The sequence below is a fragment of the Micromonospora sp. CA-263727 genome (assembly GCF_050942455.1).
Taxonomy (GTDB): Bacteria; Actinomycetota; Actinomycetes; order Mycobacteriales; family Micromonosporaceae; genus Micromonospora.
The window spans coordinates 4524516-4540353 of record NZ_CP192031.1; the positions used below are offsets into that span (position 1 = coordinate 4524516).

Annotated in this window: 9 protein-coding genes; 4 read left to right on the plus strand and 5 right to left on the minus strand. The window is 68.0% G+C overall.

All coding sequences use genetic code 11. The annotated features are described in order from the left end of the window. Positions 1-29 precede the first annotated feature (29 nt). The gene (locus tag ACQPYA_RS19685) at positions 30-2969 is read left to right on the plus strand and encodes a BTAD domain-containing putative transcriptional regulator (protein ID WP_433528568.1); all 2940 of its coding nucleotides are present in this window, start codon (positions 30-32) and stop codon (positions 2967-2969) included. Positions 2970-3204: 235 nt separating this feature from the next. Further along, positions 3205-4662 carry a glycoside hydrolase gene (locus ACQPYA_RS19690; RefSeq protein ID WP_433528569.1) on the plus strand — a complete coding sequence of 486 codons (1458 nt, stop codon included), beginning with the start codon at positions 3205-3207 and terminating at the stop codon, positions 4660-4662. Between the two features lie 220 nt (positions 4663-4882). Here ACQPYA_RS19690 and ACQPYA_RS19695 read toward each other — a convergent pair whose 3' ends face one another. Further along, on the minus strand, positions 4883-7438 hold the full coding sequence (locus tag ACQPYA_RS19695) for a tetratricopeptide repeat protein (RefSeq protein WP_433528570.1): 2556 nt from the start codon (positions 7436-7438) through the stop codon (positions 4883-4885). A 472-nt stretch (positions 7439-7910) separates the two neighbouring features. Then, positions 7911-9416, minus strand: a complete 1506-nt coding sequence (locus ACQPYA_RS19700; RefSeq protein ID WP_433528571.1) for an IS1634 family transposase — start codon at positions 9414-9416, stop codon at positions 7911-7913. A gap of 431 nt (positions 9417-9847) precedes the next feature. Here ACQPYA_RS19700 and ACQPYA_RS19705 point away from each other — a divergent pair, with 431 nt between their 5' ends. Next, positions 9848-10573, plus strand: a complete 726-nt coding sequence (locus ACQPYA_RS19705) for a DUF4386 domain-containing protein (protein ID WP_433528572.1) — start codon at positions 9848-9850, stop codon at positions 10571-10573. A 221-nt stretch (positions 10574-10794) separates the two neighbouring features. Beyond that, positions 10795-11550 (plus strand): DUF4386 domain-containing protein, encoded by a 756-nt coding sequence (locus ACQPYA_RS19710; protein ID WP_433528573.1) that lies wholly within the window; start codon positions 10795-10797, stop codon positions 11548-11550. Between the two features lie 419 nt (positions 11551-11969). Here ACQPYA_RS19710 and ACQPYA_RS19715 read toward each other — a convergent pair whose 3' ends face one another. The 3 genes from ACQPYA_RS19715 to ACQPYA_RS19725 form a co-directional block, all read right to left on the minus strand. Further along, the gene (locus ACQPYA_RS19715; protein WP_433533476.1) at positions 11970-13175 is read right to left on the minus strand and encodes an IS256 family transposase; all 1206 of its coding nucleotides are present in this window, start codon (positions 13173-13175) and stop codon (positions 11970-11972) included. Between the two features lie 132 nt (positions 13176-13307). Further along, positions 13308-14633: an IS701 family transposase gene (locus ACQPYA_RS19720; RefSeq protein ID WP_433528574.1), complete on the minus strand. Its 1326-nt coding sequence runs from the start codon at positions 14631-14633 to the stop codon at positions 13308-13310. Between the two features lie 101 nt (positions 14634-14734). Continuing rightward, positions 14735-15763 carry a UvrD-helicase domain-containing protein gene (locus ACQPYA_RS19725; RefSeq protein WP_433528575.1) on the minus strand — a complete coding sequence of 343 codons (1029 nt, stop codon included), beginning with the start codon at positions 15761-15763 and terminating at the stop codon, positions 14735-14737. Positions 15764-15838: the final 75 nt, after the last annotated feature.

Sequence of the window (15838 nt, forward strand, 5' to 3'; positions counted from 1 at the left end):
GATCGATGCCGTCGATGGCGGGAGATGTCATGTCGGGAGCGACCGGGCCGGAACCGGGAGCAGCGATCCGGGCCCGCCGACCGGCTGCCGGCCCCGCCGGACGCCACCTCGCCCAGCTCCCGCTGCCGCAGGCGCTGGAAACGGCCGTCGGGCTGGTGCCTGCCGCAGCCGGCCTGCGGTTGCGCATCCTCGGCCCGATCGCCGCCTGGCGAGACGGCCGACCGCTGCCACTCGGGCCGCCCCGCCAGCGAGCGGTGCTGGGCCTGCTCGCGCTGCGGGCCGGCGGCGCCGTGCACCGAGCCGAGCTGATCCACGCCCTGTGGGGTCCGGCCGCGCCGGACGCCGCGGTCAACTCGGTCCAGGCGTATGTCGGACGGCTGCGGCAGATCCTCGACCCCGGACGGCCGTCTCGCGCCGTCGATGGACGGCTGGTGTCGACCGGTCGCAGCTACCGGCTCCAACTGGCCGAGGACGAGCTCGACTGGCTGCTGTTCCAGGCGCTTACCGGGCGGGCCACGCGAATCGCCGCCGACGAGCCGGACAAGGCCGCCGACCGGTACGAGCAGGCGCTCGCACTGTGGCAGGGCACCCCGCTGGCCGACCTGGCCGAGTTCCACACCGGGGCGGCCGGGGCGGCGTTGCACCGGGCCTGGGCGGCCACCGTCGCCGACTACGCCCGAGTGGCCCGCGGCGACCGGGCGCTTTCAGCACTGTGGACGCTGGTCGAGTGCGAGCCGCTGGACGAGCGGGCCCATGCGCTGTTGATGGAGGCGCTGGCCGGCAGCGGCGACCCGGCCACCGCGTTGCGCGTGTACGCCGAGATCCAGGATCGGCTGGACACCCAGCTCGGCGTCCCGCCGGGCGCCGAACTGGCCCGGGCGTACCAGCGGATCCTGCGGCAGGAGGCGCCCACGCCGCCGACCCAGACCGTCCGGGTCGGGGCCACGCCGCCGGTGCCCCGGCAACTGCCGATCGCGTTGCCCGGATTCGTCGGCCGTGACGTCGCGCTCGGTGTGCTCGACGGCCTGGTGAAGCAGCTCGACGGCGCGGCGGCGCCCGGGGGCACCGTGGTGATCTCGGCGATCGGCGGCGCGGCCGGCATCGGCAAGACCACGCTGGCGGTGCACTGGGCGCACCTGGTCGCGGATCGCTTCCCTGACGGTCAGCTCTACGCGGACCTGCGCGGGTTCGACCCGATGTCGCCGCCGCTGGGCCCCCGCGACGTGATCCGCAGCTTCCTGGACGCCCTTGCCGTGCCTGCCGACCGCATCCCGGCCGGCCCGGACGCCCAGACCGCCCTCTACCGCAGCCTGCTGTCCCGGCGGCAGATGCTGATCGTGTTGGACAACGCCCGGGACAGCGAACAGGTCCGGCCGCTGTTGCCGGCCGGGTCCGGCTGCCTGGTCGTGGTGACCAGCCGGCGCGAGCTCATCGGGCTGGCCGCCGCCGAGGGCGCGCACCTGGTCATGCTGGACATGTTCGATCCGGCCGACGCCCGGCAACTGCTGAGCAACCGTCTGGGCCCGGCCCGGGTGGCCGCCGAGCAGGCGGCCGTCACCGAGCTCATCGGCTTGTGCGCCGGCCTGCCGCTGGCGCTGAGTATCGCAGCCGGCCGGCTCGCCACCCGCCCCGCCTTCCCGATCGCGGCCCTGCTCACGCAGCTGCGCGACCTCCGCCAGCTGGACGTGCTGAGCTCGGAGAAGCCGGTCAACGACCTGCGCAGCCTCTTCGCTTGCACCTACGGGCAGCTCAGCCCGGCTGCGGCGCGGATGTTCCGGCTGCTCGGCCTGCACCCCGGCCCGGACCTGTCGCTGCCCGCCGCGGCCAGCCTGGCCGGTCTGCCGCCCGCGGACACCCGACGAGCGCTGGCCGAGCTGACCGGCACGCACCTGGTGACCGAACTGACCCCGGACCGGTACGGGATGCACGACCTTCTCCGGGCCTACGCCGCCGAACTGGGCATGAGGTGGGACAGCCCGGCCGAGCGGGCCGTGTCGCTGGACCGCTGTACCAGCCACTACCTGGCGTCGATGGAGCGGGTCGACCGGCTGCGCCACCCGCAATACGGGCCGATCCGCGATGCCGCGCCGCTGCCGGGGGTCACCCCGGTCGAGCACACCGATCCCGGCGAGGGTCTGGCCTGGTGCCAGGCCGAAAGGCCGGCGCTGACCGCGCTGCTGATCCGTGCGGCCGACTCCGACCCCACCGGATATCCGGGTTCGCTGCTCGCCGAGGTGTGGTTCTACTTCCACCTGTGGAGCCACTGGCACGACATGGCCGCCGCCCGCCGCGTGGCGCAGACCGCGGCCGGCCCGTCGACCCCGCCGCCCGCCGCCCCTGGCACCGGACTGCAGGAGCAGGCCCGCGACGAATACCGGTGGGTGTTCGAACGCGGCATGCGCCGAGGGCCACGGCTGGCTCACGCGTACGCGCTGTTCGGCATGGCCCAGCTGCTGAACCGGGTCGGCCGTCCCCGGACCGCGCTGACCTACGCCGAGCTGGCGCAGGACCTTTGCCGGGACGAGAACGACCGGGGCGGCACCGCGCTGGCGCTCAACCTGATCGCCCGAAACCAGGTGTTCCTCGGCGATCCCCACCGCGCCGCCGAAGCAGGCCACCAGGCCTTCCAGCTGTGCCAGGAACTCGGCGACCGGGCCGGTGAGGCGTTCGCCGCCGACAGCCTCGGGCTGGCCGCCACGAAGCGCGACGACCGGGCGGCCGCAGTCGCGTTCGGCCGGACCGCGGCCGACCTCTTCGGGCGGCTCGGCGAGTCCGACGCCGAGGTGGAGGCGCTGGTTCATCTCGGGCAGGCGTACCGGGCGCAGGGTGAGGAGGGGGCCGCGGCCGAAACCTGGCGCCGCGCCCTGAGCCGGCTCGAGGATCCGCTCCACCCACAGGTGGCGATCATCCGGCAGCTGATCGAGGTCACCATGCTCGCCGGCGGCCCGGACAACACCGGCCGGGGATGATATCGCGGCCCGAGATTTCAACCTGTGCGGTACGGGTTGTCACGCCGCTTTTCCCGTACCGCCTTCCAACGCTGCGTGCCACGCGCCAGGTCCTGCCCGCCCGGGGTGTCAGCAGCCGCGTTCAGCGGATGAAAAGGCACGTCGCAGACCCGCTTGCCGGCTCGTTGACACCATTCGCGACGGGTGCCAACATCCGTGCTCGCAACGATCAATCTCGATCGGACGGAGCGGCGTGATGCGACGAAGAAGTGTGCTGGCGGCGATGGTCGCGCCGGCGGCGGCCGGCACGGCGGCTGTGTGGCCGGCGGCGGCGCGGGCCGACTACACCACCACCCCCGACCCGGGGATCGGCTGGGGCGTCTGGGAGGGGTGGGGCACCTCGCTGGCCTGGTGGGCCAACGTCTTCGGTGACCGGAACGATATCGCCGACGCGTTGTTCACGACCCGCGACGTTACGATCGGCGCCACCACGGTGCCGGGCCTCGGCATGAACATCGTCCGATACAACCTGGGCGGCTGCTCCCGGCAGCCGGCCGGCGGCGCCTCCATGGTGGCCTCGCCGAAGATCCCCGCGTTCAAACAGATCGAGGGCTACTGGCTGAACTGGAACAGCAGCGACCCGGCGTCGCCGAGCTGGAACTGGTACGCCGACTCCAAGCAGCGCAACGCCTTGTGGAAAGCCCGCGACCGCGGTGTGAACCATTTTGAGCTGTTCTCGGACTCGCCGATGTGGTGGATGTGCACCAACCACAATCCCTCCGGAGCGGCCGATGGCGGCAACAACCTGCAGTCCTGGAACTACCTCCAGCACGCCGTCTATCTGGCCACGGTCGCCCGTTACGCCAAGGACCGCTGGGGCTTCCAGTTCACCTCGATGGACGCGTTCAACGAACCGTCCGCTCCGTGGTGGAAGGCCGACGGAACCCAGGAGGGCTGCCACGTCGACGCCGCCATCCAGGCCCAGGTGATCGGCCACCTCAAGCGGGAGCTGTCCGCCCGCGGACTGAGCACGGTCATCGCCGCCTCCGACGAGACCAGCTACGACCAGGCGCGAGCCACCTGGGCCGCACTCGGTGCGGCACGCGCACACGTCGGCAAGATCAACGTCCACGGCTACCAGTACGAGGGCGGCCGCCGCGATCTGCTCTACACCGACGCGCGGGCGGCCGGCAAGCGGCTCTGGCAGTCCGAGTACGGCGACGGCGACGCGACCGGCCTACGTCTCGCGGTGAACCTGAACCTCGACATGCGTGCGCTGCACCCCACGGCCTGGGTCTACTGGCAGGCGCTGGACGGCGCCGACTGGGGGATGATCACCGTCGACGAGCCAAACGCCGTGATCGGCGCGGTCCGCACGAAGTACTCCGTGATGGCGCAGTACAGCCGGCACATCCGACCGGGCATGCGGATCATCGAATCCGGCGACGCCAACACCGTCGCCGCGTACGACCAGTCGAAGCGCCGCCTGGTGCTGGTGAGCCTGAACCGGGGTCCGGCACAATACATCGGCTACGACCTGTCCGCCTTCGGCAGGGTCGGTGCCACGTCGATTTCGCGCTGGGCGACCGACACGACCGAGGGCGGCCAGCGGTACTCGTACCACACCGACACCGTCATGAACGGCACCCGGTTCTGGTCCTGGTTCAACCCAGGGATGGTGCAGACATTCCAGATCGAAAACGTCGACGTCTGACCGGACGACCACGCCCTGCAGTTGCCCAGTTGAGCGCGACTGCGGCCCCCCCTCCTTGGATGCCCCTAACGAAGGGCCGAGGTTAGGTGGCTTCGCGGGTGTGGTGATCGTCGCGGAGGCGCCCCATACGCAGGGCGGCCACGCCCGAGCCGTCGCCGGCGGTCACCTGTACATGTCGGTCAAGGCTTGCCGGATCGCGTGGTTCACGTCCGAAGCGCCATTACGGTCGCTCGATGATCGCGGTGATGATGGTGTGCCATCGCTGGTCCACATCGGCCGTCTCGGCACTCTCCGGGAGAGGCGGGTAGGTGGGCGGATAGCCGACACGCCCGAACAGCCGGTCGACGAAGCGGTAGTTCGGCGTACATCGGGGAGTCTTGGCCTCCCACTGCTCGCGTATGTCGACGATCCGTTGCCGGTCATCGAGGCGCAGCGCGTGTAGAAGCCCCGCCGACCATTCCCGCCAACCCATGAAGCCGGAGACGGATTGCACAATGGACGCAGCTTCGGCGAGTATCGCGGTCACCGCTGGGCCGTCGCCTGCCAGGCACACCGCTTTGGCGGCAAGGGACGTTCGCAGTACCAACCACATGCCATGCCGGTCGGCCCGGCCGATCATCGAGTCACATTCCGCGACGGTGATCCGACCGGCGAGGGAGGCCCGCCACAAAGCTGCCGCCTCGTTCTCCATTGCGGTCCGGTGCCGTCCCAGCGCGTGCAGATGCTCGGCCCGGGCCGCCGGACCGGCGATGGCCTCGATGAGCTGCCCCCGCTCGAAGGCGAGGTCGCTTCGCAGCCGATCCGCTTCGGTGTCGTCAACCGGTGGCGAGTGCCGTAGGAGGTCGTCCAGTTCGTCGTACCGACCAAGCGTGTGCAGGGTCCGCCCGACCTGGTAGCGCAAAAGCGAGGACTCGGGCTCCGCCGCGAGGAGCGTCTGGAGGATGAGCAGCGCTCTGTCGGCGTCACCGGCCGTCCGATGCGCGTACGCGAGAAAGAGGTGAGCGGCTCGGGCGACATCCTTCGGCAACGGGGTGGCGGTGAGCTCCTCAAGGTAGACCGTGCGCTGCGAAGTTGTGCGGCCACGCCACCCCTCGAAGAACCGGGACAACTGCCCCATCCAGGTGCGTACGTCCGGTGGTGGAAGTCGCTCGGCGGTCCGGCTCATCCCGGGAAGTTCGATCAGCGCCTTGCGCAACCACGGCACCTCGATGTCATGCTCGGCCGACAGACCGGCCGCCAGTTGCAGCAGATCAAGCCGGTAGTCGACATCGGTCAACACATCCTGGTGCCGCTGCCGCAGCGTGTCGAGTAGCGTGTGCGCGCGGGCAAGACGGTCCGCGGGAGTCCAGGCACCCTGGCCGGTGGGTGCCTCGTTGGCAAGCGCCGAGCGGACCGCATCATGCAGCCGGTAGGGGAACCTCGGGTGTCCGTCGTCACGGACCAGCGAACGGCCGCAGAATCGACGCGCGTCTCCCTCGAAACGTCCTGCGGCCGTCGCCACCAGAGCGGCGTCAAAGCGGATGAGCAGGCTCGCGGTACGAGCGATCTCCCTTTCCTCCTCTGGTAGGTCGGCGAAGACCCGCGTCACCAACGCCGGCAGCGATCCCCCGAACGACTCCGGGTCCAGAGTCTGCGCGCCGGCAGCTCGGGCGATCGACAACGACAGGTCCAGATACAGCGGTAGGCCGTGGGAGCCATCTCGGATCCGGGTCATCACCGCGTCGCTGAGAGTTGGGTTACCGCCGTTGCCCGAGGCCCGGCTGAGATAGGTCACGACATCCGCCTCGGACAGGTCTCCGACCAGGTGCTGACCGGGTTCGGCCCGCGCGGGAATGCAGAGTCCCGGCCAGGTTCCTGAGCCCGTCTGGGGTAGGACACCATGTACTGCCGGAGATGCCCAGTCGAGGCTACGCTGCGAGGTCACCACCCACAGGACGCTGGGGGTCAGGTGCACGATCCTGTTGAACAGTCGTTCCTGGACCCGGTCCCCGCCCTGGATGTACTCGGTGGCATCCGCGAACGCCACCGCCACCGGTCGCTCGCCACGGACCAGTCGCTCAAGATCCCAGGAGAGCAGACCGGCCAGACTCGACGCGACGTCCTGCGAAGGGTTCCGACGAGCCTCGTCGATGATCGCCACCAGCGGATGACATTCGCGCAACAACCGGTCGCGCAACTGTCGCCGACGGATCGCGTCGACGATGCGGACCCCGGTGCGGACACTCAGCGGCCCGATGCCGAGGCCGACGCCGAGGTCACCGATGACGTCACCGAGCGTGTCGATAATCTGCGTACGGACATCGAATCCGTTGGCGTTTGTCACCGTGGGCAGCGGCGTGCCGGGGCACGCCAACGCCCACCAAGCGGTCAGCCCGAGGTCGAATGCGGGGAACCTCCGCCCCTCGCCCGCCAACGCCGCTCGCAGGCAGAGCAGGACATCGATCGCGTTGACCACCTTGCTGCCATGAAAGTCGATCCGAGCAGTGCAGATGGACTGGTCGAACATGGGTGACTGGCCCCAGTCCGTAGTTTCCGGCAACTCGCCGAGCAGCCACCGCTCCAGCCGCCTCGACAAGGCGGTCTTACCGATCCCCCCGATGCCGTAGAAGCTCAGGACGTTTAGTCGAGCCGGATCGCTGAGCGTGCCAGCGCCGCCGACAACGCGCTCAAGGTGGACCAGCACCGCCTCCGCGAAGGCATTGTGCTCAGGGGCCCGGTTGGTGAAGAGGTCGACAGCCTTGTACTGCGGTTCGAAGATTCGATCGAGCTCCGTCATAGATTCGACGTGTTCCCATCATTCCTCGGCCGGATTGAGTTCACGCCGCGCTGTGGTGCCGTGCCACTGGCCGGGCAATCCCGCCGCCAGCTCTGCCCACAGCGCAGTGCAGGTAGTCCATCAAGCACGCCGGATGACCGAAACCCTTCCATCAGCTTCAACCTCCGGTCTGACGCGACAGAACGGATCAGGCTTGGTGTCCACGCCAGTCGACGACCGGTCAGCTCGGGCAGTCGGCACGGCCGCAGGATTCAGGTGCGCGGCACCGCTTCATCCGGCGACTGATCCAGGAAGGATAGAGCAGCATCCGCATATACCAAGATCTCGGTCGCCTACCTGACAGCGGCGCCGATCAGCATCCGTTCAGAAGGCGTCTGATTCACGCATGGGACTGCGTAGATTTCCGTGTTTGACTTGGGTGTGTGGTCCGCTGTTCCCGGTCGTCGACTGGCCAGACCTGAGTTGTAGCGGTTTAGTGACCACTCCAGCCGAGGTCGGTCAGGAGGGTTCGGGTCTCGGTGGGGATGCGCGGGTGGGCGGTCACTTGCTGGGTGCCGATGGTGATGGTGGCTGAGCGGAGGGGCCGCAGGGTCTTGAGGATCTTGTTGATGCTCAACCCGGAACGGGCTTGCGCTTCGCGGGAGATGGCCAGGGCAGCGAATACGATGGTCAGGTGGGCTTGGATGCTGTCTTCGAGGCGGTGGAAGACCGGTCGTGCGGCCAGGTCGGACTTGGTCATCCGGAAGGAACGCTCGACCTGGTAGAGGTCGTGGTAGGCAGCGACGACGGCGGGGCCGTCCATCCCGGCGGCGTCGATGTTGGTGACGTAGCCCTTGATCCCGATCAGGGCGCGTGCACGTTCGACGAGGTCCCAGTTCACGCTGGTGGTGCTGTCGGTGAAGGTGACGAAGCGGTCCTTCTTCAGCGGCCGTTCGCCGGTGGCGACCTTCTCGGCGCGTTCGACCATCGCGTTGATCGCGCGGTTGTCGTGCTGGGCTCTTTTGAACGTGTACTGGTAGACCACCCGTCGGTCACGGGCCTTGGTCCCGGTGCCCATGCGCCTGGTGGTCTCGATCGTCGCGCCGTCGGGCAGGTGGTTGCCGTGCCTGTCGACGTGGGCCTGTAGCTCGTAGGGGATCTTGCCGGTCTTGGAGCCGACGATGAACCGGAATCCGTTGTCTTCCAACGCCAGCAGGTTCGCCGCGGACAGCATCCCGGCGTCGGCCACGACGACGAGGTCGCGGGCCTGGTGGCGGTCGCGGAACCGGGTCAGGACCGGGATCAGCGTCTTGGTCTCGGCCTTGTTGCCGGCGAACAGGTCCACCTCCAGCGGGAACCCGTCGCCGGTGGTGAGCAGCCCGACGGTGACCTGTGGGTCGACGCGGCGTTCCTTGCTCAGCCCAACCTTGCGCAGCCCGTCTTCGCGTTCGACCTCGAAGTGCAGCGTGGTCACGTCGTAGAGCACTATCGCCAAGCTCCCACCCCGCGTGGCGTGCCGGTGACAGGCCTGCGCGATCACGGCCCGGTAGTCACGCTCGACCACGCGCTTGAGACAGCGCATGAACGTCACCCGATGCGGCGAGGCGACCCCGATCTCGGTCAACACCCGCACGGTGTCCGCCTTGCTGGTCGGCTCGATCACCCGGCCCAGCACCAGCGCCCGGAACGCGTCATCACCGAGACGATCCAGGCCGAGGTCGTCGTAGAGGCTGTTCAGAACCTCCCACAAGATCAGCGAAGACGTGCCCTCAACCACCGCAGATGCCCCGACCGCGACCGCGCCCGCACCGTCCAGGTCCAGGGTCAACTGCCCGCCATGAAGGCGTTCCTCAGCGACCTGCAGCAGCAGCGCCAACTCGTCGTCGGTGTGGGCCGAGCCGATGTGCTCGATACTCAACACGCGTCGGCCTCGCTTGTGCACGATCTGGACCGCGGTCGCTCCCGAGGCGGTCTTCACCCGCCGCACGAAAGCGCCCACCCCGCGAGACTACCCACGCAGCCAAGCCACGTTAGTGACCACATCAGCGCCGATCCGCGAGCAAACGCCCACGTCAGCGGCACCCACGATCACAAGATCACCAAAACGCTACAACTCAGGCCAGACGTCGACGACCGAATAGACACTGCGGACACGGCATCGCGGCCGAGCGCCTGTGCGCCGTCTGTCTGCTGTCGATGATGGGCCTGCGACCGGCCGAGGCGTGCGGGCTGCGCTGGTCCGACATCGACTTCGAGGACGGCACGATCGCAGCCGGCGACAATACACGGTCGGGGTTGGTCTTCCACTCGTGGCGGGGCCCGCACGAAGGCTCACCAACTAAAGTACGGCCTCGTCCCCGTACTATGGGCCGCCGCAGCTCGGGCCTATGCTCCGATGTGCTGCCACTGCCCCCGCCGCAGGATCGTGTCATGGCGATCGACAAATCCCAGCGGACAGCGGCACGAGTCGCGGGATTCCTTCTGCTGCTCCTGATGGCGGCCGGATTCTTTTCCCAGGCATATATACCCTCCCAGATCATCGTGGACGGCGATGCCGCCGCGACCGCGCGCAACATCGTGGCGTCAGAACAGCTGTTCCGCATCGGCATCGCTACCGACGTGCTCATCTTCGCCGCCGACATCGTGATGGCCGTAGCCTTCTACGTGCTGCTCAAGAAGGTGAGTCCGGGCCTGGCCATGCTCGCCCTGCTATGGAGGACGGCGCAGTCGGCCATCATGGCCATGAACGGGCTCAGTTTTCTGACGGCGTCGTCGGTCCTGAGTGGTCCCGATACCCTGCGGGCGCTCAGCGCAGACCAACTCCAGGAATTGGCGAACACCTACGTCGGTGTTCACACCGCGGGCTTCAACCTCGGGCTCATATTCCTTGCCCTCGGAAATGGCGTTTTCGCCTATCTGTTGTTCACCTCGAAATATGTTCCCCGACCACTCGCTGCCTGGGGGATCCTGGCATACATCGTGATGGCGGCAGGCAACCTTGCCACCATCATCATTTCCGGCGCCGAGGAAACTGCCGGGGGCGTAATGATTCACTACCTACCGGCCTTCTTCTTCGAGGTAATCGCGGGAGGATGGCTCCTGTTCAGGGGAATACGGGCACCCGCGGCAGCCGAACCCACCCCCGCCCGCGGATGAACCCGCCGGCGGGTACCAGCAGCGCTCTCTGCCGATACCCGCCAGAGCAACATCACCCGGCGCGTCGATTTCGCCCGGTTCATGGCCAAACCCCTCACCGACGACAACCTCGTCCACCATGCACCGCCAATCGTCGGCCGCCACACACCTCCCGCGCTCGCCCACGCCGACGCAACCCGCGACGGGTCGGCATGAGCCCGGCACGACCGAACGGAGTTCCGATGACCCCACTACGGAAGACCGCGCTCATCGCGGGCACGCTCTACCTGCTCACCTTCGCCTCGATCCCCACCCTCACCCTCTACGGCCCGGTCCGCGAACCGAACTACATCGCCGGCCCGGGGCCCGACACCGGCGTGATCTGGGGCGGCGTCCTGGAGATGATCGTGGCCCTCGCCTGCATCGGCACCGCCATCGTGCTCCATCCGGTGCTCAAACGGCACAACGAAGGCCTCGCGTTGGGCTTCGTCGGCATACGGGTCCTGGAAGCCGCCACCATCATCGCCGGCATCGTGACCTTGATGTCGGTGGTGACCCTGCGGCAGGCCGGAGCCGGACCAGAAGCGCTGGTCACCGGCCAGGCACTGATCGCCCTACGGGACTGGACATTCCTCCTCGGACAAGGCTTCCTCCCAGCCGTGAACGCGCTCCTGCTGGGCACCCTGCTGTACCAGTCCCGCCTCGTGCCGCAGATCCTTCCCCTGCTCGGGCTCATCGGAGCGCCCCTGCTCGTCACATCCGCCGCCGCCACGATGTTCGGCCTCTGGGACCAGGTCTCCCCGGCATCAGCGCTCCTGACCATCCCGATCGCGCTGTGGGAGTTCTCCCTCGGCGCCTACCTCATAGCCAAAGGCTTCAAGCCCTCACCCATCACCGCCGGCATGGCAGCCACCAACACCACAGCCCCGACTCGATCAGCCGACATACCGCCCGGCCGCGCGATGCCTGAAGTCGACAACAGAACTCGCGACAGATGACCTTGGCCTGCGCCCGCTGGATCGAGCGGAGTTGATCGACCAAGGGCCAGACTGCGCAAGAACGGAACAATAGCGGTCACGCCATGCCGGACAAGTTCTCAACGAAACGGTTCGTGGGGCAAACCACGATCATCTCATTTGAGAGTTGTACATTCTCTCGCGCCTCGCGGCGCACCAACGTCAGTACACGGGCACGGCACGGGCGGACGGAGAACTGGTGGGTTGCTCTCAGAGCCGGACCGCTTCATCCCGCTGCTGCGCGATGGTGCCGACGACGCGATGTTCGCCGATCGAGGGAGACAACCCCGACAGCCTACTGAGACAACCGCCGTTTAACACCAGTCACCTAGTAGTGCTTTGTCACATTTCGGTATAGTTGGGAGTGTCAAGTTAACGGCTGATCTTGGTTGTTGAGGTGGTCAGTGGTTGGCCGGGGTGAGCCGGCCTTCGAAGGCGATCTGGAAGGCGTTCAGAGGTGCCTTCCAGCGCATGGTCCAGCGCCGGCGGCCCGCGCCGGTCGGGTCGAGGCTCATCAAGGCCATGTAGACGCACTTGAGTGCGGCTTGCTCGTTCGGGAAGTGGCCACGAGCTCGCACGGCCTTGCGGATACGGGCGTTGACCGACTCGATCGCGTTCGTGGAGCAGATGACCTTGCGGATCTCGACGTCGAAGGCGAGGAACGGTACGAACTCCGCCCAGGCGTTCTCCCACAGCTTCACGATCGCCGGATACTTACGGCCCCACGCCTCGGCGAACTCGAGGAACCGCTCGGTGGCGGCGTCCTCGGTCGGTGCGGTGTAGACCGGCCGCAGCGCTTTGGCGATCTTGTCCCAGTCCTGCCGGGCGGCGTAGCGGAACGAGTTGCGCAGCAGATGCACCACACACGTCTGCACGATTGTGCGCGGCCAGACCGTCTCCACCGCCTCCGGCAGTCCCTTGAGCCCGTCACAGACCAGCATGAGCACGTCGGCCACGCCGCGGTTCTTCAACTCGGTGAGCACGTGCAGCCAGTGCTTGGCGCCCTCGCCGCCGTCACCGGCCCAGATACCGAGGATGTCACGGTGGCCGTCGACGGTGACCGCCATGGCCAGGTAGATCGGCCGGTTCGCGACCTGCCCGTCCCTGATCTTGACGTTGATGGCATCGATGAACACGACCGGATACACCCGGTCCAGGGGCCGGTTCTGCCACTCCGCCATGCCGTCCATGACCTTGTCCGTGATCGTGGAGATGGTCTGCTTGGACACCTCAGCGCCGTAGACCTCGGCCAGGTGCGCGGCGATCTCCCCGTGGGTCAGGCCCTTAGCAGACAGCGACAGCACCATGTCGTCGACACCGGTCAGGCGCCGCTGCCGCTTACGCACGATCTGCGGCTCGAACGTCCCCGCCGCGTCGCGTGGGACCCGCACCTCGACCGGCCCGACGTCGGTGAGCACCGTCTTGGTCCGGCTGCCGTTACGGGTGTTCCCGCTACCCCGACCCGCCGAGTCATGCCTGTCGTAGCCGACGTGGTCGGTGATCTCCCCGTCCAACGCCGATTCGAGGACCCGCTTCGTCAACTGCTGCAGCAGCCCGCCCTCGCCGGTCAGCTTCAGCCCGTCCCCACGAGCCCGATCGACCAGCATCGCGATCAACTGCTCATCCGTGACCGCACCCACCGGCCCCACGGCCGGCTGTCCCACGGTGGCCTCGGTCGTCATCTGGCGTCTCTCCCTTGATCGGTCAATCAGCCGTTATTTGTACAGTCCCATTTGTGATCATGGTTGAGTCTCAAGGTTGAGGCGGCGGGCGTGGTGAGCTCGTCTGGCTCGTGCTTGGTGTCGGCGTCGCCAGTTTGACCAGTGCAAACGGTGGGCGATGCTGTGGGTCGGCCGGATCAGCAGGACGTTGATCAGGCGGCGGATCTCGTTGGTGGTCAACTCGATCATGTTGGGTGGGGCGGGACGGTCCGTTGTTCGGGCGTCGGCGGCGCAGATCGCGAGGACAGCGAGGGCGGCCATCGCCAGGGTGGTGAACCGGTGCCAGGACGTCCAGCGGCGGACCTGGTGCTGGTCGAGACCGGCCTGACCTTTTCCGGCCTGAAAGCCTTCTTCCACGATCCACCGGATTCCGGCTACCCGCACGAGCTGGGCGAGGGTAGCGGAGCCGGGTGTCCAGCAGCGGTAGAAGGCCATCTCGCCGGTGGTGTTGTTGCGGCGGACCAGCAGACTGTGCCGGCCGTCGTCGTCGGGGTCACCGTCGGCGCCGACGTCGGTCAGCCAGGCCCAGTCGTAGAACCGCGGCCCTTTCGATCCGTCGCCGGCGCTGCGCCGGGTCCATGCGGTGGCGGGCAGGTCCGCGGCCAGTCGGTCGGCGCGGCAGCGGGTCTTCCCGCCGTCGATCGGCACGAGGTGATCGCAGGAGACCGCCAGGACGTATCCCAGGCGGAGTTTGCGCAGTGCACTCCGCAGTCGGCTGTTGTTGCCGTAGGCCTCGTCCGCGGCGACCCACCGGGCCGGGACCAGGGCCTTCACCGCGGCGCTGATCATGTCGTCGGCCAGTTCGGATCGGGTGGCGAACACGACATCGTCGGGGACGCCCGCCCGTTCACACCGCTGGCGGTCGTCGGTCCAGGACTTCGGCAGGTAGACCCGCCGGTCGATCAGGGTGTGACCGTGCCTGCTCGCATAGGCCAGAAACACCCCGACCTGGGCATTCTCGATCCGCCCAGCGGTTCCGGTGTACTGGCGCTGGACGCCGACGGTGTGCACGCCCTTCTTCAGATCCCCGGTCTCGTCGACCACCAAGACCCCATCAGGGTCACCGAGCCGGTCGATGACGACCTTCCGCACGTCGTCACGCACCGCGTCCGCGTCCCACTTCGCCCGGTAGAGCAACCTTTGCATCGCGTCCGGCCGGCCGTGTCCGGCCTGCTCCGCCAACTGCCAGCACGTCTTGATCCGCAGGTCGGCGAGCAGCCCGGTGACGAACCCGGCTGCAGCCCGGCGGGGCTCGACCCGGCAGAACCGGCCGGTGAAAGAGTCGATCACCAGGTCGATGGCTCGTCGCCACCGGGCAGGCTCTACGCTGTGGCTCTCGGCCACCGCACGGTCTGATGTTGTGTCCACAACGCACAGACGATCACGCGGTGGCCGTCCTCATTCCCGCGGGATCCGAGGTCACCTCACGAACGGCGGCTGCCGTACTAGGCGGCCTGCGCGATGTGCCGCAGCGCGCCACCGCCGCCCGTGAGCGCGACCGGTACGCCCCGCTCCAGGAAGCCGAGGACCTCTTGCATCGCGTCGGCGTTGCCCCGACACAGCACGGCATCGATCTCCGCCGCCGAGCCGACGCGGGAGTCGGTGGCGCTGTTCCCGGTCAGTTGCAGGTCCGACTCGGCGTGCCGCAGCCACCGGTTGGCCGTCCGGGCGATACGTGGGCCGAAACGGAACGACTTCGTCAGGTATAGGTGATCCGCCGGGAAGCCGGTCATCACGTCCCGGGCGTTGCGCCAGGCGTAGATCTGCTGGGCCGGGTCGCCGACGCACACCCGCTGCGCGTTCTGGGCGAGGAAGACCTCCTCCAGGACCGGGTTGGTGTCCTGCGCCTCGTCGAGCAGGACGAAGTCCGCCGTGAGCGTGGGCTCGGTCAGCGCCCACATCTTCAGATAATGATCATGTTCGAAGCGCAGTTTGCCATCCGGTGAGCAGATGTCGTCCCAGGCCCGGCACGCGTAGGGCAGGAGCACGCGGGCGACGTGGTCCTGGGCCGCCGGGTCCAGCCCGTTGAGCCGTTCCAGATGCCGGGCCATCAGCTGGCGGTCGGTGCTGTAGCAGAACCGACGGATCATGCCCATCACCAGGCGTGCCTGGTGTCCGCAGGTGATCGGACGGGAGCTGACCCACAGAATTTGGTGGATGCCCAGCAGCCGCGCGGTCTCCTTCGAGGGTATGCGGGCCGGCCGGTTCAGACGTTCCTGGTAGTTCCGCCCGACGGCGCGGTGTGCCAGCGAGTGCGCGGTACGGCAGTCGACATTCGCCCCGAAGCGCTGCCTGGCCTCGTCGGCGATCGCCTTGTTGAACGCCACGTAGAGACCCCGCTTCCTGGTGACCCCGGCCATCAGTACCAGCGTGGAGGTCTTACCGGTGCCGGCCCCGGCCACCAAGGCCAGCTCCCTGCCCGCGAGGAACGTATCCCGGGCCGCGAGCTGTTCCTCGGTCGGCTTGACGTCCATACGCCCCTTCCAGGACTGATTCCCGTGCTCACACCATCGTTCCTTTGTGGATCCGTCGGACTGCTCCGCCCCAGT

Coding starts and splice junctions, on each gene's coding strand:
- ACQPYA_RS19695 (WP_433528570.1), bottom strand. CDS start 7,438: ATGACGGAGCTCGATCGAATCTTCGAACCGCAGTACAAGGCTGTCGAC.
- ACQPYA_RS19710 (WP_433528573.1), top strand. CDS start 10,795: ATGACCCCACTACGGAAGACCGCGCTCATCGCGGGCACGCTCTACCTG.
- ACQPYA_RS19725 (WP_433528575.1), bottom strand. CDS start 15,763: ATGGACGTCAAGCCGACCGAGGAACAGCTCGCGGCCCGGGATACGTTC.
- ACQPYA_RS19685 (WP_433528568.1), top strand. CDS start 30: ATGTCGGGAGCGACCGGGCCGGAACCGGGAGCAGCGATCCGGGCCCGC.
- ACQPYA_RS19715 (WP_433533476.1), bottom strand. CDS start 13,175: ATGCTGGTCGATCGGGCTCGTGGGGACGGGCTGAAGCTGACCGGCGAG.
- ACQPYA_RS19705 (WP_433528572.1), top strand. CDS start 9,848: ATGGCGATCGACAAATCCCAGCGGACAGCGGCACGAGTCGCGGGATTC.
- ACQPYA_RS19690 (WP_433528569.1), top strand. CDS start 3,205: ATGCGACGAAGAAGTGTGCTGGCGGCGATGGTCGCGCCGGCGGCGGCC.